The organism is Nocardia gipuzkoensis, from assembly GCF_021183645.1.
Taxonomy (GTDB): Bacteria; Actinomycetota; Actinomycetes; order Mycobacteriales; family Mycobacteriaceae; genus Nocardia; species Nocardia abscessus.
Map to the genome: position 1 here is coordinate 1,617,936 of NZ_CP089225.1, position 19,665 is coordinate 1,637,600.

The following is a 19,665-nucleotide window of genomic DNA, read 5'->3' on the forward strand; positions in this document are numbered from 1 at the left end:
TCATCCGGCGAAGATCTCGGTGCGCCGCACCGGATCGGCGACCACGGCCCGCACCAGCGCACCGATGTCCATCTCCTCCGGCACCGAGCGATAGGTCAGCTCGCAGAAGACGGCACCGTCGACGAGCACCGCGAACCGGGTGGTCCGCCACCCGACGGTGCCCCATTCGACGCTGACCGGCCCGGCGAGGTCGATCGTGCGATCACCGACTCGCAGGGTGAGCCCGCCGCCGTGTCGATAGAACACCACCGGCACCCCGCCGAGTTCACCGTAGACGCCGCTGGGCGGGCCCGCCTCCGACGGGTTGGCACGTAGCGCGCCGGTCACCGGGTCGAACTCGGCGGGCACACCGAAGCCTGCGAACGGACGGACGAAGAGAGTCTGCCCGGGATCCCGGCCCCGCTGCCCGTTTCCGTTCGGGCCGCGGTGGTCGGTGCGTCGGCCGTTGCCCGGCGGTGGGGGCATCGGCATTCCGGGCGGGATCGGAGGAGGCATGGGCATGCCGGGCGGCACCGGCGGGACCGTGCCGTCGGGGTAGCCCCGGCCGTCCGGGTGACCCGGCCAACCTGGTGGGGGCGGCGGTGCGGGTGGTCCCGGATACGGCGGTGCGGACGGTCCCGGAGTTGGCGCCGACGGATACGGGGGCGGGGTCGTCGGGTACGGCGGCAGTGGTTCCGGAGACGTCGTCGGGTACGGCGGTGGCCCCGGAGGCGTCGTCGGGTACGGCGGCCTCGGCTCGTTAGGTGTCGGCGGGCCGGGCGGCACTTGGGGTACCGGCGGAGCCGGGGGCGTGGGAGGAACCGGCGGCTGCGGCTGCGTCGGGGGCGTCGGTGGAACCGGCGGTACCGGAGGCACCGGTGGAACTGGAGGCACCGGAGGCGTCGGTGGTTCCGGAGGCACCGGAGGCGACGGCGGGTCCGGAGGCGTCGGCGGAACCGGCGGCGACGGCGGTACCGGAGGCGACGGCGGTACCGGCGGAACCGGCGGCGACGGCGGCTGCGGCGGGTCCACAGGCGACGGCGGGTTCGGCGGCACCGGCGGTTGTGGGGGCAGCGGCGGTACCGGCGGCACCGGCGGTTGCGGGGGCGGCGGGACTGGCGGCTGCGGCGGGCTCGGCGGCTGCGGGGGATTCGGCGGCTGTGGAGGTTCTGGCTGCGGCAGCGGGACGGGCCACGGCTCCACCTCGTTGTGGAACGGACCCGGCATCTCGAACTCGTAGTCCTTCGGCGGATGCGGAATGTGCGAGCGCAACGCCCAATTCGGCGGCATGCGACGGGAACGCACGCGGCCCGAAGCCGACGGATCCTCGGGCGGCTCCGAATCACCGTCGCGGGTCGAACGGGCACCACCCGACGGCTCCTCGTCACCGTCGCGATTCGCCCGAGCCCCACTCTCCGACGAATCCTCGCCACCGTCACCCTCCGGACGCGGCGTCTCCCCAGTCCTTTCCGCACCACCGCGAGCCGCCCGCGAGCCGGGCTCCCCCTCCTGCGGAGAACGATATGGGGAGTGCTCCCGATCGGCTTGGCGCACCATATCTTCGGCCTGGGCTAGCTCGTTCTCGGCATCGAGTAAACGCCGAGCGGCACGCTCCAGCTCCGCAACCCGGTCCTGCCACGGCCCCTGCTCATCCACCCGCATCGTCCGCGAACGCAGAGCGTCGAGCGCGTCGTCCAACGCATCCCGCGTCAGATCCTCATCGTTCACCGGCAACCCACGCCGAGCATCCGCCAGTTCCGCCTGCGCGTCGGCCAACTGCCGCGCTGCCGTATCCCGCTGAGCGGACAAACGCGCAGCGGCCTCAGCCTGATCCTCACCTGCGGGATCGGCGTCATGCACCGCTTTTTCGGCGCGGACGAGTTCGTTCTCGGCATCGAACACACGCCGAGCGGCACGCTCCAGCTCCGCAATCCGATCCTGCCAGGGACCTTGCTCATCCACCCGCATCGTGCGCGAACGCAGAGCATCGAGCGCGTCGTCCAACGCAGCCCGCGTCAGATCCTCATCGTTCACCGGCAACCCACGCCGAGCATCCGCGAGATCAGCCCGCGCATCGGCCAATTCGCGCAGCGCCGCATCCCGCGCAGCGGACAAACGCGTGCGCTCCGCATCCGCCTCCGCACGCGCGGACTCCTCGGCCGAACGCACCACCGGTTCTTGTGCTCGGTCGTTCGAGGGCTGGTCGGCTTCCCGGATGACCTGCGCGAGGGCGTCATCCAGCCGAGCCACTTCCTCCTCGGCATCGAACACGCGCCGGGCGGCATGCTCGAGGCCAGCGAGCCGCTCCTGCCACGGCCCCTGCTCATCGACCCGCATCGTGCGTCCACGCAACTCGTCCAGCACGTCATCCAACGCACCCCGCGTCAGATCCCCATCGTTCACCGGCAGACCACGGCGAGCATCCGCGAGATCCGCCCGCGCAATCGCCAACTGTTGTGCTGCCGTAACCCGTTGGGCGGCCAGGCGTTCCAGTTCAGCTTCGGCGGTGGCACGTGCCGACTCCTGGGCCGCTGCCTCCGAGGCAGGCGAATCCTGCTCTCGGGTTCGACCGCTCGCGGGCGGATCGGCGGCTCGGGTGGCCTGCTCGAGGGCGTCGTCCAATCGAGCCGATTCGGTGTCGGCATCGAACACGCGGCGTGCGGCGCGTTCCAACTCCGCGACCCGGTTCTGCCACGGACCCTGCTCATCGACTTGCATCGTGCGCCCGCGCAGCCTGTCGAGCACATCGTCCAACGCATCCGGCGTCAGGTCCTCGTCGTTCACCGGCAGACCACGGCGCGCATCCGCGAGATCAGCCCGCGCGTTCGCTGCTTCGCGCGCCGCCGCGTCTCGTTGGGCGGACAGGTGCTCCAGGTCGGCGCGGGCGGCGCGCTGGACGAGGTCGGTGAGGGCTGCGATGTCCGCCGCGCGCTGGACGACTTCCGCGCGCAGCTCGGCCTGTACCTCGGCGAGCTGGGCGGGGGTCAGTCGCTCGTGCTGGTCGAGTTTGCCGTCGCGGTAGACCTCGTAGACCTCGGCCCACCGTTCGGGGCCCGCGTCGGTGAGGTCCACGCCTACCAGCCGCGCGAAGTCGCGGCTGGCTCCGCGGTCCGGGCCGGGCGGGATGCCGGTCTCGCCGTCGAGCATGCCGAGGCGGGCGGGGGCCTCGGTGAGGTGGGCGACATCGCCGATGACGTCCAGCAGATGGCGAACGGCTTTGTCGTGCATCGGGAATTCGATATCCGACACGCGGGGATCGATCGCCCGATCGCCGTGGGTGTCCGGATCGAACACGTCCACCGCGGCAAGAGCGTCTGCATAGCCGGTGAGCGCGTCGATCAGGTTCGGGTGCAGGTTCGGCCGCTGCGACAGATTGGCGATCACCTCGCCGAGCTGCGCTATGCCGGTGATCCGCACTGTTCCCGGCAGGGCGTCGAGGCGCCGGACCAGACGGTCGTCGGCGGCGTCGATCGCGTCCGGGTCCATGCCGCGCAACAGCTTCGCGTACTTGACCAGCGCCTCGGCCCGCTGTTGACGCAGCGCGTTGCGGGTGTCGGTGTCCGCGATCGTCTCGGCGAGACGCCGCGGTGTCATCTCCGCGGGCTCGAGGCCGAGCCGGTGCGCCAGCAGGTTTCGCGCGTCGCCGACCTGGTGGTAGGTGTCGATATCCCAGGCTGTGCGCGCGTAGTCGATGATCGCCTCGATCTGTCCCGCGCGAATCGCGTTCTCGTCACGCAGCACCGCGAGCCGTTCGGCGAGCAGCTGCGGGGAACCCAGCTCGGCTTCGGTGATGCCGAGGCGCGCGGTGAGCTCATCGATGGCGGTGCCGATCTCCTCCCGCGACAACGACTCCGGCGCCTCGGCGGGGAGCGCGTCGGGGTCCACCGGAGCGTCGGGCACGACGCGCCAGCCGTCGCCGTCGTTCACCACCGTCGCTTCGAGCCTGCGTCCCTCGACCGCACCGGTGAAGTGACGCACCTGGGTAGCCCCGCCGTCGACGATCGCTATCCGTTCCGGGGTGAAACCGCCCTCGGGCAGCGGACGCCCCGGCTGCACGTCGCTGATCAGGTAGTGGACCTCGACGATGCCCTCGTTCACGGCCTCGGCGAGGCGGGGGTACTCCGCGAGCGCGTCGGCGATGACCCGATCGTGGTCGAGCCTGCCGTTTACGACCACCAAGCGCATCGGCCCGCCCGGCTCGCCGGGGACCAAGCCGAGCCCGGTGCCGTCCTCGAGCAGTACACCGCCCTGCGTGAGCACCCACTCCCGCCCGGCCATATCGCCGATCAGGCCGGTGAGCTCGTCCACCTCGGCGTCGGCCAGCAAGAAGTCCTCGGCGTCGGCGAGGAAGCCGGCCAGGCCGCGCGCGTGCTCGCGGATGCGGTCCATCTCCTCGGCGAGCGTGTCCGCCAGCTGATTCGGGTCGAGCGCATGCAGATCGGTGCCGAGCAGCTGCGCCCACACGGAGCGCTCGTCCATGATCTGGTCGCGGCGCAGCGCATTCTCGAAGAACGCGCGCAGACCCTGGTCCTGTCCCGGCTGGTCGGTGTCGTAGAGGTCGCCCCACTCGCGACTCGGCTCGCCACCGTTGTTGACGCCCTCCCAGTTCAGCAGGGTGGGATTGCCGCCGAAGGCGCGCACGACCTCACCCAGGAACCGGTTCATCGGGTTGGCGTCGAAGAAGCCGATCTCCTCGCTGAAGGGGATCCGCTCGTGTTCGGCGTTGTACCGGCGGGACGCCTCGGCGAGGCCGGTGAGCGAACCGATCCGGCGGACCTGCTGGTACCGCAGCAGATCGACAGCCCGGCGGACGTTCTCGGCGTTCGGCTCTCCGAGGTCGATGCCGAGGGCATCGGCCGCGGCCGCCAGGACGTCGGCCAGTTCCTGGCGCCGGGCCGATGCCTCCGACAGCTCGTGCAGCCAGTCCGCGAGCTCACCGGTGCTGGCGGGCAGCTCTTCGCCGGGTCGCATCGACTGATCCATGGTGGTGTCGGGCGTCTCGCCGTCGGTCGGTTCCGGTCTGGTCTCCGGCGCCGGGAGCGCACGGGCCGCGTCTTCGGCCTGTCGCTTCAAATCCGCGAGTTCGACACCGAGTTCCCGGCGCACCAGCTCCGGATCGGCCTCCTCCAGCCAGTACCGGTACTCCTCGCCGTCGCGGGCGGTCGGTGTGTCGTACTCGGCGGCCCGGCCGGCGACCCGGGAGGTCAGGCGCTTCAGCAGCGGGATGAGTTCCCGCTTCCGCCACATGGTGACGGCTTCCTTGAGGATGCGGGCGGGGTTGAACTTGGTCTGCAGCACGTCGTATTCGTCGCCCGGCGTGGGTGTCGGATCGTAGTGCTTGGTGAGCGGCAGCCCCGCTTCGTGGCCGAGCAGCGACTGGCCCGCGCTGTCGACGCCGGAGCCGGACGGGTACTTCGGGTTCTGACCACGGAATCCGGCCTTCAACGCCTCCCAGAGGCGACGCAACCGCGACATCGGCCGCTCCGGTTGCCGTGGTGCGGGCACGTTGGTGTCCGCGGGCTCGGGCGGGTCGAAACGTTCGGGTACCTCGACCCGCCAGCCGCCGTTCTCGTCGGCGACCAGCCGCGCGGGCACCCGCTCGTCGTCGACCTCGAGGGTGTAGCGGCGGGTTTCGCCCGGCTCGGGCGGCTCGGCGCCGGTCCGGCTGCGCGCCGCTCGAACGGCGTCGGCGAGGTCGGCGATGGCTTCCGCGTCGCGGCGCACCGCGGCGCGGGCCCGCGCCACCGTCGCGTCCGGATCGCGGTCGAGGTCCGCGGGATCGAGGCGGAGCCGCCGCGCCCAGGTGTCGCGAGTCGCCGTCGCCTGTGCGCGCAGGTCGGGGTGAACCGTGTCGCGGGCCCGCTCGGTCGCCGCGGCCAGCGCCTCGACCATGCCCGCCCGCAACAGGTTCCGGTAACGCAGGTCGGCGATGGTCGCACCAAGGTTCTCCGGCGAAAGATCGGCCTCGTCGAGGGCGAAGCGGCGCGCGAGCCGGTCGCGGGTCCGGTCGATGGGTTCGGGGCGCGGGGCGCGAGATGCCGGCGCCTCCCCGGAGCGGGCCGCTCCTTCGGCCGCATGCGGGCCCTGGCCCGATTCCGGTTCTCGGCCGGAATCATTCGACTCGGCCGGCCGGGTCGGCTGTGCGAGGGCGTCATCCAGCCGGGCCACTTCGTCCTCGGCATCGAATACGCGCCGAGCGGCGCGCTCCAGCTCCGCAACCCGGTCCTGCCACGGCCCCTGCTCATCCACCCGCATCGTCCGCGAACGCAGAGCGTCGAGCGCATCATCCAACGCAGCCCGCGTCAGATCCTCATCGTTCACCGGCAACCCACGCCGAGCATCCGCGAGATCAGCCCGCGCATCCGCCAACTCGCGCAGCGCCGCGTCCCGCTGCGCGGACGGATGTACAGACTCGCCACGCCGAGTCTCCGCACGGCCGACCTGCGCGTCCACCGACTCCCCTGACACCGCATCTCGCTGCGCAGAGGGGTGTTCCGGCCCGGCGGGAGCAGGGTCGGAGGGATCGGCGGACGTGACCCGGCCGACGGGCTCCGCGGGGGGAAGGGAGCCGGGGCCGGTGGGAGCCGCGGGCAGTTGCGGTGGACGCGGTTGCTCGATCGGCAGGCCCGCGCGGCGCAGGTCGTCGCGGACCTCGCGCAGGCCGTCGTCGGGTGCCTCGGCCAGCCAGAACTGTTCGTCGCCGTAGCGTTCGTCGCTGGTGAGGGGCTCGAAGTCGTCCGGGTAGCGCATGCGAGGGCCGTCGGCGTCATCGAGGAACCCGCGCGCTCTGGCGAGTTCGGCGAGTTCCGCCAGGGCCGCCAGCGGATCGCGCAGCACGGTGAACGTCTCGCCGAGACCCAGTGCCTCGGCCAGCAGGCGGACGTGCTCGGCCTCGGCCTCGGTGAGCGGACCGGCCTCGCGCTGGTTGGGCCAATCGCGCTGTTCCCTCAGGAACTCGACCACATCACGCACGGGATTCCCCGTGCGTCGGCGGCCTTCCGGGCGACCACCGGTAGGCGGCTCCGCGTTCGCGGGCGGAGTCGGCGGTCCGGACGGCGGGTTGCCACCCACGTCGCCTTCGGCCCGCAGGTCCGACTCGCGTGCATCCGCCTCGTCGGCCGAGCGTTCCCGCTCAGCACCGGCCTCGGCACGCGTCGGCTGCCCGGCGCCAGCATCCGCCACATGCGGAACCGCGTCCGCACCTGGGTCCTCAGAGGACTGCCCGGCACGCCCGGCAGCTCGAGCGGGATCATCGTCGTCCGCACCGGAAACCGGTTCTTGCACATCCGCATTCGAGGACGGCTCGGCGGCCCCCGTGGCCTGCGCGAGGGCGTCATCCAGCCGGGAGAGTTCGTCCTCGGCATCGAACCCACGCCGAGCGGCACGCTCGAGCTCCGCAACCCGGTTCAGCCACGGCCCTTGCTCATCCACCCGCAGCGTGCGCGAACGCAGACCATCGAGCGCGTCATCCAGCGCAGCCCGCGTCAGATCCTCGTCGTTCACCGGCAACCCACGCCGAGCATCCGCGAGATCGTCTTGGGCATCGGCCAATTCGCGCGCAGCCGCATCCCGCTGGGCGGACGGCCGCGCGGGCTCGGCATCGGCCCCGGTACGCGCCGGTCCTTCGACGGCGCCGTCAGCTGCACGCGAACTCGGGTCCACCCTGCGCGTAGCACTTCCCGTGACGGGTTCACCGGGTGGCGGCGCAGGCTGCGTATTCGGATCGATCGGGTCGGCGGTGGGTCCGTCGAGTTCGCGTTCGAGTTCGGCGAGGCGGTCCGTGGCGCGGCGGTGGATCTCGTCCAGCTCCGTCAGCAGGCGCGCGTGCAGCTCGTCCAGTGCCTGGGACTCGGGAGAATCGTCCGGCCCGGCGGACGGCTGGTCGAGTCGGGCGACGGCGGCGTCGAAGCGCTGATCGAGGTCCGCCGCGATCCTGTCGAGCTGGGCGAGCGTGTCACGCAGCAGCTCGTCGAATCGCTGGTCGGTGCGGCGGGCCGCGTCATCGAACTCGTCGCGGATGCGCTCGAGCGCCGCGTCGGGCGAGTGCTCCGGCTCCGCGTCGGGGCGGGCCGGGGCAGGCGATTCGAGCGGCGTCGCGCCTTCGGCCACCGCACCCTGGTCGGTACCCAGTTGCGCGGACAAGTCATCGAACCGCCGCGCAAGAGCGTCTTCGAGTTCGGCGAGACGGTCGAGGGCGCGCTGCCGGCTGCGGTCCAGATCCGCACTCGCCCGGCGCAACAGATCATCGAGCTGCTGGTCGATTCGACGGTGCAACTCATCGAGTTCGGCGAGCGCTCGGTGCGCATCGTCTCGCGCGGACGGAGACGGTCCGGGTTCGACCGGCGGATGGGACTGCGGCTGTTCGGCTTCACCCTGCTCGTCTTCCGGACGCGCAGCGGCTTGCGAGTCCGGCGCGTCCTGCGCACGGTCACCTGCCCCGCCCTGGCGTGCGCTGCCGGGCGCCGCGCGCGATTCGCTCCCGGGAGGCACGACCCGGGACTCCTCCAGCACGGTTCGCTCGCCATCACCCGGCTCGTCGGGCTCGTCGGGCTCATCCTGACGCGCGGTGGCCGGTGGATCCTCCGGAGGCTTCTGCGCACCACCGTCGGCGCTCGGCACACCGCGCTCGCCCTCGCCGGACCCATCCTGACGCACTGCGGCCGACGGAACCTCCGGAGGCTTCCGCACACCACCATCGGCGCTCGGCACACCCTGCTCACCGTCACCTGGCCCGTCGGACTCATCCTGACGCACCGAGGCCGACTGATCCCCCGAAGGCTTCCGCACACCACCATCGGCGCTGGTCTCCGGAAACGCGGACTCGGCCTCGTCCTGCGAACGTGTCTGCTCCCCGATGGGCAGGCGGCGGTCCGCGCCACCGGCGGGACCACCGGTCGGCCGTGGCGGTGTCGCGCCCAGTGCGCCCGGCGCGGGCGGCAGGTAGCCCCGGTTCGGCGGGAGGGGAGCCGGAGCGTACGGGATGCCCGCGCGCCATCCGGTCAGTGGCGGGCGGTCGGCGTCCCAGTGGAAGCCGAGCGCGATCGCGTGGGCGTTGGCCTGCTGCCAGCTCGCCCCGGGGTTGGCGGCGAGGAATCGGGCCTCGGCGAGCATGTCACCGAGCAGCACGAAGTCCTGTGGCAGCGGTGCGCCGTCGATCAGGCGGTTCCACGCCTCGGCGACATCGGCGAGGCGATCCATCCGGGTGTGCACGTACCGGCCGTGTGGGTCTGCGTGGTCGCGCACCCGATGCTCGTCGATCATCAGGTGGCTCTTGATCTGCGCCAGCTCCTCGCGCGTGAATGTCGGCGCGTCGACGCGCATGTGCTCGGCCAGCGCGGCCGTGATCCGGTCGGGATCGCCTCCGCCCGCCAGCAGTTCGCGAATGTCTTCGACGGTGTCGCGGACGGCGTCGGGATCGTCCGCGGCGAACCGGTCCGCGAGTTCGCCCGCGAACCGGTCGATTTCGTCGTGGATGCGCCTCAGCTGGGCGTCGACGTCGCCCAGCGGATCGATGCCCGGCTGCCGCTGGACCAGCTGCCGAGCGACGATGTCCACCACCTCGCGTGCGCGGGTTTCCTGCTCGGCGCGGCGATGACGTTCGATGCCGTCGGCGATCCCGTCGAGATCGGTGTCGTCGGCGAGGAAGCGCTGGTATTCCGCGTTCGCCCAGTCCTGGACCCGCTGCCAGGCCGCGATGTCGCGGTCCCATTCGCGCTGCAAGCCCTCCGGGATGTCGACCCGGTCACCCGGCGGCACATGATCCGCGGCGTTCCACGGCCGATGCATCGGCTGAATGTTGCGCTGCGGCGGGGCGAACCACGCATAGTTGCGGAAGACCGTGCCGAACGGCGGCAGGTGCTGCAGCCACGGCCGCGCCTGCACCCACTCGCCGATCTCCGGATGACGCTGGATCCACGCCTTCACCGCGGGATGCTTGGGCACCTGCGCCGCCATCAGCAGCAGGCGGACCACGTTGTAGGAATCCGCGCCCCAGTGCTGGCTGAACAGATCGTTGGGGTCCACACCCGACGTGTCGTATTGCGAAGGCGCCTGTGGCATGTGCACCGGCAGGGTGCTCTCCGGGACTTTGCCCGGCGGAACGTCGTCGGTCGGCAGGGTGATGTCGTTGACGACGTCCTCCATCGCCCACCCGCTGACGCCGTCCGGCGGATCCTTCGGCGTGAACTTCTTGGGCAGCTCGCCGCGGTCGCGCCCGAACTCCCAGTCCGGCCGGGTCGGGTCGACGTGGTGCCGGACGCCGTCGGCGTCGCGCCAGGAGGTGATATCCAGGCGGCGGCCGCCGATCCATCCGGTGCTCAACCGTTCGATCTCGGGCGGATCCATCTCCTCCACCCGCACGTTGTCCGCGCGGTCGGCGAGCACCCGCCGGTATTCGACGGTGGTCTCCGGCCGCACGATCGCCTGCGCCACCTCGGAGCTGCGGCGCAAGGCGTCGGCCAGCGCGGCGTCGTGGTCGGCGCGCGGGGCGCCCGGGCCGGGGCGGGGACCGAACACGATGACGCGCGGTCGTTCGCCGTCGACGATGCCGACTCGGTCGGTCACCATCCGGCCCCCGCCGCGTTCGACGAGGTCGCGGTACGCGCCCGCCACCCTGGCCATGTCGTCCTGGATGCGGCCGATCGCGTTGTGCGCGTCGTTCACCTCCCGCGCGACGGCGTCGAGTGCGTCGATGTCGCGCCGGCGAGCTGCGGCCGCGTCGTCGGAGAGTGTTCCGTCGGCGAGCCCGTCGCGGACCGCGGCGCGCAGGTCGGCGACGGTCCGGTCCAGCCGGTCCGGCTCACAGGCGGCCTGATCGACCCGCCCCTCCGAATCCAGCAGGCCCAGGCGGGCGGCGAGGTCGTCGCGCTCGTGACGCAGCGGCTTGACCTCGCGCAGCGCGTCGGCTCGCTGCTGGGCCAGCTCTTCCAGCGCGTCGATCACGTCCTGCGGGCGGGATCGTTCCACTCCCACGCCGGCCCTGCGCAACTCATCGATCTGCCGGTCCACCTGGTCGATCCGCTCATCGAGCTGGTTGACCTGCTCGGCGGCCGCCGCGAGCTTCTCGATCACCCGCCTGCGATGCTCGAGCTCCAGCGGCTCCGGCGCGACGCGGTCGGTGTGCGGCGCGTCGTCGAGGCCGCCGATGTCATCGATCGTCCGCACGTTCGCGGCTTCGTACAGCTGGAGGACGGTGGCTTCCAACTGATCCCCGCGCAGGGCCGACTCGTCCAGGTTGACGTTGTCACCCCAGAAGTCGCAGCGCGCGGCCCGGTCGTCGCGCTTGGCCCGCCAGAACTCGCGTTCACGGGTCAGCTTCTGACGCTGCTGCACGAGCCGGTCGTATTCGCCCAGCGGGGTGGTGGACAGCTCCAGATTCGCCAGTTCCGTCTCCAGCCGCGCGACTTCGGCGTCGGCGTCGGCGAAGTCCCGCGCGGCCTGTTCCAGCGCGTCGATGCGGGCGCGCCGTTCCGGCATCTCGGTGACCGCCATGGTCCGGCCGCGCAGGTCCTCGAGCGTCCGGTCCAGGCCGTCCGGTCCGGGGCGCAGGGCCGCCCAGTCGTCGGCGCCGTCGATCGGGAGCCGCCCGGCGAGGTCGTCGCGCTGCCGGCGCAATTCGTCCCGGTGGGCCTGCGCCTGCTCGAGTTCCGCCGCGAGCCGGTCGTATTCCGCCCTGGTCTCGGGGGACATCCGGTCCCGCGGGTCATCGGAACCATCGGCATCGCCGGCCCGCGACTCGTCCGCCGCGCGCGGCGATGTACCGGGTTCCGGGGTGTCGGCGGCGGATGACGCGAGGTCGAACGCATCGGCACGGCCGGTCCGCGCCTCGTCCGCGCTGCGCGGTGGAGTGCCCGGCTCCGCGATATCGGTGACCGATCCCGGGACGCCGGACGCATCGGCATCGCCGGTCCGCGATTCATCCGCGCTGCGCGGTGGAGTGCCCGGCTCCGCGATATCGGTGACCGATCCCGGGACGCCGGACGCATCGGCATCGCCGGTCCGCGATTCATCCGCGCTGCGCGGTGGAGTGCCCGGCTCCGCGATATCGGTGACCGATCCCGGGACGCCGGACGTATCGCCGGTCCGCGCCTCGTCCGCGCTGCGCGGTGGTGTGCTGGGTTTCGGAGTGGCGGGCGAATCGGCTGATGCAGCGGGGCCGGTCCGCGCCGGGGACGCCGAGTCCGGTATGCCCGCGCCCGAATCATGCTGTGGCGCGGTCCCGATCGGCGTGTACAACCTGCGCAACCACTGCGCCCGGTCCTCCGCCATCCGGGCGTCCCATTCCGCTTGTTGCGCGCGGAGTTCGGCCCACGGATCGTCGCGGTCGGCGTCGGCGGCGCGCCGCAACCGATCCGCCTCGACGGCGGCCGTCCATGCCTCGTGCTGCGCCTGCTCCAGCCGCAGCCAGGCCGCGCGGTCGGCGGCCATCCGGGCGTTCCATTCCGCCTGTTCGGCGCGCAATCGCGCCCACCGGTCATCCGGGCGGTCGTCGGCCAGCTCGCGCAGCCAGGCGGCGTGGTCGGCGGCCATGTCCGCTTCCCAGTCGGCCTGTTCGATCCGCATCTGGAAGTACCAGTCCGACCGCGGACCCGGCTCGTCGCCGGATTCGTCAGCCGAAGATGGTGTGGTGGGCGGCTTTTCCGCGCCGCCGGCGCCGGAGACGAGCTGTGCGGTGTCCGCGCCGCCCGGCTCGGCCGGGACATCGGTCCGATGCCCGCTCGCGGTGCGGTCCGGCTCGGCGGTTCCGGAGTCGGTCGCGTCCGCGCGGGGGGCGATCGGCACGACCCTGATCGTGCCGTCCGTGTCGACCCGCAACTCACGCGGCCGGGCGCCCCGGTCGAGCGCCTCCGCCACCTCCGGATACCGGGCCGCGGCATCGGCCAGCGCGCGAGGGGAATCCGTGCCGCCGAGATTCACCACCAGCACCATCGGGGGCTCCCCCGCGAGGATGCCGACACGATCGGTGATCGGCCGGGCATCGGCGCGCAGCAGCGCGTCACGTTCCAGGGCCGTCGCCATCGCCCGGTCCAGCCGCTCGACGCGCTCCTGCGCCCTGGCCAGCCGGTCCGGATCGCCCGCCGCGCGGGCGGCATCGCGTTCGCGCACCGCGGCCCGGTTCTGCGCGGCCAGCCGGTCGAGCACCGCCTGCCGCCGGTCGGCCTCGGCGCGGCGGCCTTCGTCGCGATCGGGCGGCCGCGGCGGATCGAATTGCGGTGCGTTGTGGTCCCTTTCGCCCGCGTCGATCGCGCGCGCGCCATCGTCGCGCGACCCGAAGGACAGCCGATCGGCCACCCGCCGCAGCGGTCCCCGGGGTTCGCGCCGGATCAGGTCCGCCCCGCCGTCGTCGAGCAGCCGGGTGATCCGCTTGACCAGTTTCTTGACGCTGGTGTCGGACATGCCGTGGAACAGCATGGCCAGTGCGTCGTCGAGGCTGCCGTCCCCGTTCGGGGCGGGCACCCGCCACCCGCCGCTGCCATCGGCTTCCAGCACGATGCCGAACGAATAGTCCGCGATCTCGATCGAGCCCAGCGTGGTCCGCGGCCACGACACGCCCCGTCCGCTGCCGCCCAACGGCACCTGCCTGGTGGCCAGCCGGTGCGCCACCACCGCCGGATGCGGTTCGCCGACCTCCGGTTCGGTGCGGAAGTTCGTCAGTGCGTCGTGCCGCAACGTGCCCTTGTTCTGCCTGCCCTCGTAGGCCTCGCTCCCGGCAACGTCCCGCTCGTCCTTCTTGGTGTAGAACATCTCCGGACCGAGCTGGCGCAGCCATGCCTCGAAGCCGAGATCGGTGTGCCGGGCCACCCGATAGCGCAGATACTGCGCCAGGAACTGCTTCATCGTCTCGTGGCGGTCCGGCGCACGATACGGTCCCTCCGCTTCGCGCGAGGAGAGCCAGCGGGCGGGTGCATCGGCCTCCCCCGGCGAGACCGCCAGGTACTCGAGGCGATGAGTGCCGCTCCACAGCACGTCGGCGTATGCCGAATTTCGCACGGACAGTTCGCGCAACGCGTCGATATGCCCGCCCCGCTCCGCCGCGACGACCAGCCGGTGCCCGCCCCGCTCACCGGACACCAGCGCGATGCGTTCGGTCAGGCGGACGCCGGTGGGATCGCGATCGAGCAGGGCGTTGATCGCGCGCCGCGCCGCCGCCGCGTCGGAGACCTCGGCGGCGGCGACCCGGGCGGGCGCCGCCGGATCGTCGGCCATCGGAAACGGCTGGTACTCCTCATGGTTGTCCGCCGCGGAGCGGGCCACTTCCATGACGATCTCGGCCTCGGGCAGGCCGACCTTGTCCACGTACCTGCGCAGAGCCGCCAGCCCGGCGTCCATCGCGCGCCGCTCGGGCGGCACGCCGTCGTCGGCGTTCGTCGCCTTCCGGTATGCCCGGTCGTAGGCCTGGGTGTAGGCGGTCTCGGCGGGCCCGACCGGGACGAAACGTCCCGAATCCCGCAGCACGCGTAGTGTTTCGAGTTCCACCGCGAAATCACCGGTGCGCATGCGCCGCAGCTCGGGCGAGTCCGCCCTGTTCGAATTGGGAGCGTGCTCCAAGTCGGCGGCGGTGAACCCGTTGGCGCGGTCCCATTCCCGGGCGTAATAGGTGGCGTAGTCGACGCCGTCGATCAGCGGCCCCTGCTCGACCAGCGCGGCACGCACGTCCCGCACCGCGGCCCGGAACGCCGCGGCGTCGAGCATCGGCGACCGGACCGAGGAGTTGCCGCGATAGGCACGCGCGGCGATCTTGCGTGCCTTCTTGCGCGCCTCGTCGAAGGTCCGGCGCAGCCGGTCGTCGTGCTCGGTGGTGCGCGGCTCGTCGGCGGTGAGGTCGTCCGCGCTGATCTCGTACCGCTGGCGCATCTCGCGCACCCGGGCGAATTCGAAGGCCCTGGCGTGCGCCTCGGCCTGACGGTCGAGCATGGTGCCGATGTACTCGTCCCGCGACATGGTGAGCCGATCGAGCGGCCCGGTACCGGCCCGCGCCTGCTCGGCCATGGCTGCCGCGTGGACGATCGCCTCGGCGAGTTCGATCGTCGAGGCATTCTGGTGCAGCACGATGACAGCAGCCGACGGGACGTACCCGGCGTCGGACCGCAGCACCTGTCTGCCGTCACGCGCGGTCGGTGTGTCATCGAACGTGAACCGGAGATCGACGCCGAGCCGGTCGATGACGCCCATCGCCCAGCGGCCCACGGAATTGCCGCCGCCACGCACCCGCTCGCCGCGCATGTTCGCGTAGACGCGCAGGTTGTCGCCGTCCAGCACCCGCAGCACGCGGTCGACCCTGGCGGTCAAGTGGTCGGCCGGTGCCGGCTCGTCGCCGACGGGACGGTCCGGTGCACGCTCGGCGCCGACCTGCCCCGGCTTCCGCTCCCGCATCCAGCCGCCGTCTGCCTCGGACCAGACGTCGCGCGGATCGGTCTGCTCGTGCCGCAACCGCACCGCACCGGACGCGTCGACGTCTACCCAGACCCGGTCGGCGAGCACATCCTCGACCACCAGGGTGTGCCGCAGGGACGTTTCGGGCGCCTCGGCGCCGGTCACAGGCGTGAACCGGTCGCCGGTCTCCGCGACGAACACCTTCGGCGGTGATCCGGGCAGCCACGCCACCCGGTCGGTGCGCCAGCTGCCACCGGCTTCGCGAACCTGCCTGTCCATCAGGTCGTGCCCGACGCGCGCCGCGAGCTCGAGGGCGACCTGGTCCCGCACCGCGACGGCGCGCGCACGATCGGCGGCCAGTTCGCTCAGCACCCGCACCTGAGTGTCGAACAAGGACCGCTGCTGCTCGCCGAGCTCACCGCGCACGCGTGCGAGGTCGCGCAGGTGCGCGAGCACAGCCGGGCGATCCTGGGCGAGCGCCCGGCGGTCGAAGACGTTGTTCTCGGGATCGAATCCGTCGAGCCCGCGGACCAATTGGTCCCACACCGCGTCGATGCGGCCGATCTCCCTGGTGTGGGCCGCGTGCCTGCGCACGAGTTCCTGCGTGTCGCGCGCGGCCTCCCCGGTCGCGGGCCGGTACTCGTCGGCGGCGCGTTCGTGCTGCTGGGCGGCGTCCCAGTCCCGGCCGTGCGCACTGCGCGCGCTGGTGCTCTCCTCGGCGGACCATGGCGCGTCGAACAGGTCACCGGCGAGCAGCGCGTCGACGCCCGCCGCCCGTCCCAGCTCTCGCAATCGCTCGGCGTCCAGCGCCGGATCGGCCTCCTGAGCACTGGACACCGCCGCGTCGTAGGCGTCGAGGTACTGCTCGCGCACCGCACGCTGGTAGTTCACCTCGACCGGCGCGAGCGCGGTCGGCCGTCCCGGATACCCGGCGTCCTCCAGCTGACGGAGGAATTCCGCCTGCCTGCCGGTCGCCACGGCATCGGCGCGCAACTGGGCGGCGACATATTCCTCGCGCGTCGTTCCCCGGATCCGGGAGGGCGTGACCTCCACCTCTCCGGCGCGGATCGCCTCGGTCAGCGCGGCCAGCCGCACGAGTTCGCTCGCCAGCTCCACCTGCCCGCGGTCATGGGTGTCGATCAGGATGTCCATGGTGCGGCGGTCGAAGGCGTCGGCCTCGCCGATCTCGTCGCCGAGGTCGGCGAACCGTACCCGGGCGCCCTCCGCGCGCAGCACCCGCGCCGCCTCGCGACCGACGGCGGAGTGTTCGAGCAGGTGCCAGACCTCGGTCGCGGCGACGTCGATCCGGCTCAGCTGCCACAGTTCTTCGCTGCGAACCTCGTTCGCCGTGCGCTCCGGCTGGCCGGCCTCCGCCGCGTCGTCCGGGGCCGGTTCCTGCTGGTTCTCGTTGTCGGTCCGCGGCGATTCGGCGTCGTGCGGCGTCGCGCGGGTATCCGCACCGGAGAACTCGGGCTCGGTGAAACGCAGAGTGGGCGCGGTGTTGTCGCCGGGACCGGCTGCCTCCACGCGGACTTCGGTGAAACCGTGTTCGGCGGCCAGCTGAGCGAGGAAGGTATCGAGCACCGCTTCCTCGGGCGTCCGGTAGAGATCGGTGCCGTCGGCGGCGGGATCGCCTTCCCGGTGCCACTCGCCCCGGATCTCGGTCACCAGGTGCCCGAGTTCGTCCATCGCGTCGCGGAACATGGTGGCGCGGTCGGCAGGCTCGGTCTTCGGGTGCATACGCACGCGCAGAACACCCTCGCTGTCGACGGTGGCGTAGATGCCGTAGTCGTCGGGACCGCGCAAGAAATAGACCTTAGTGAACTCGCGGACCACGGTGTGGCCGTCGCCGCCGGGGGGCCTGGTGAAGTCCGGCGGCTCGGACGGCGGCAAGGCCGGGGCGACGTCGCGTGCGCGTTCACGCACCTGCGCCAGCCGTTCCATGACCAGGTCGTGCCATTCGGCGCGGCCGTAGCGCTCGAACTCCGGCCGCAGCGCGGCGACCCGTTCGGTGAGGATGTCGACGGCCTCACGGGTGAGCGCGTTGTCTCGGTAGCGGACGTTTCCGTGGTCGTCGCGGCCGAGGAATCCCTCGGCGAACGGACTCACGGCATCGCGTGCCTCGGCGCTGTTCTCGAAGGAACGGCTGTGACCGATACCGGCGAGCTGACGGTCCGGCCCGGCGAGCCATCCGAGACGATCCCGATCCGGGAGGCGGACGAGCGTGTCCAGCAGCCCGAGGGCGCGGCCGGGAAGTGAATCGGCGTAACCGAGTTCGTGCGGATCGGCGAAGTCGCGATGCCGATCCGCGGCCGGTTCACCCGCCATCACCCGCTGGTATACGACGGTGGGCTCGTGCAGCACGGACTCGGGCACCGGCGCGTCGACGGCGCGTCCGAGCACCCCGGTCAGCACCTCGGCGACGGCGTGCCGCGGGTTGACGACGAGCTTGCGGATCAGTTCGGTGCCGTTGCCGAACCGGACCAGCTCGACGCGCCGGGCGCTGTGCACCGAATCGCCCTCGCGCAGCACGGTCACCTCGGCCTCGCCCGAGGCCAGCGCCTCCGCCACGATCTGGTCGAACGAGCGCTCACCATGGGCGGCATCCCAAGCGTCGCCGTAGAAATCGGCGTAGGTCCGGTCCGGTCCGAGGGGCTGGGCGTCCAGCAACGGACGCAGCGCCTCGAACGCGGCCTCGCGCGCCTGATCCTCGTGCTGCTCGGGCCAGGCGTTCGGCTCGGCCGCTTCGGCGGCCGCGTACGCGGCGTCGTACGCCTCGGTGTACACCCGCTCGAGCTCGGTTTCCGGGATGTCGTGCCTGGCCCGCAGCTCGCGGATCGCGGCGAACTCCATGAGACGCGCCGCGGTCTCCAGATCGAGCATCGCGCCGACGTAATCGCGGCGCGAGGACTGCGTCCGGACGCTCGCGGCGTCGGGCATGTCCGGCGCGTGGGCCAGGTCGGCGAGCGTGCCACCACGCACCAGCGCGAGCATCTGCTCGGTGTCGGTCAGCCCGGGATCGAGGACCAGCCGCCGCTGCGCCGGATAGTAGCGATCCGGCGCACCCGATTCGTATTCGATCCGCACCTTGTGCGTGGTCAGCGTCCGATCGATCTGCCTGCCGATCTCGGTCCGGGCCAGCTCCGCGCGAAGCTTCGCGGTCCGCTCGGCCGCCGCGGTCGCGGCCAGGTCGCGCGGCGTGGCGGCGCCGATCGGCTCGCTCGGCGCGATCGGCTCCGGCTCGACGGCCGCCCGGACCAGCACGCGGCCGAAGTCGTCGATCTCCACCGCGAGGAACCTGCGGTCGACGTCGTCGCGGCCGAGCAGCGCGGCCGCGAACGGGTCGCGTTCGGCGTCCCGCATAACCCGCTGCTGGTCACCGGCTTCCGCGGCGATCACCAGCCGGTCCGGCTCGCCCGGAATATAGGCGAGGTGATCGGTGAGCACCCGGGCGCCCGGCTCGCCGCGGACCGCCGCACCCAGCACGCCACGCGCGGCCAGCGCGGCAAGGCTGCGCCGCTGTCCCTCGAGCCGGGTCTCGGCCTGGTCCCGCAGATCCGCCAGGTCGGCGAGCACGCGCAGATCGTGCTGCCTGCGCCGCAGCTGCGCGCCGCGGTCGCCCTGGGTGGTCGTGTCCAGCTCGGCCTCGGCCGCCCGCAGCGCCCGCTCGATCTCCGAGCGCGAGACCGCACGTGTGCCGTCGCCGAACACCGCTTCGGCCTGTCGGGCGAACTCCGCGGCAGCCTCGCGCGCCCGCAGCCGCGCGTCCTGACGGTTCAGCGCACCCTGCCACAGTTCGTCCGCGGTCATCGGCGAGAACGGATGGTGCCTGCCCGCCTCCGCCGCGCCGTCCCGGACGGTATTGGCCTCGTCCCAGATGTTGCCGTAGTAGTCGGCGTAGTTCCGGCCGTTGTTCCATTCGGTCCGGCCGAGCGGCTCGCGCAGCGCCGCGACGCCGCGATCGTGGGCCTCGGCGCGCGTGCCCGCATTGTCCCAACCCCGGTCCGCCAGTTCCTGTTCGAACGCCTCCCGGTAGTGCTGCTCGAGCGGATGCTCCGCGATCTCGTAGCCGAGCTGCCGCAGTTCGGCCGCCAGCCGGAAGTGCCTGCCGCCGGCGGCGGCTTCCTCCTCGACCATCGCGTCGACGAACTCCTGGCGCGTCATCGCGCGGACGCGCTCGGGTGTGTTCGGCGTCGTGCGCTGCAGATGACGTTGCGCGTGCAGCGATTCGTGCGCCAGGGTCAGCGCCTGCCGCACATGCGAGTTGCCCGAGGTGAAGGCCAGCGCCGCCAGCTCGCGGCGCCGGAACTCGCC

General features: G+C 72.2%; 1 protein-coding gene (cut by a window edge). It reads right to left on the reverse strand.

The window, feature by feature from the left end; genetic code table 11:
* A protein-coding gene (locus LTT66_RS07540) for a WXG100-like domain-containing protein (protein WP_233065481.1) crosses the window boundary here: on the reverse strand, positions 1 to 19,665 show its 3' portion. 16,812 nt of this gene lie beyond the right edge of the window; 19,665 of the gene's 36,477 nt are visible here — the last part of the coding sequence; its start codon lies off the right edge, out of view; it ends in the stop codon at positions 1 to 3.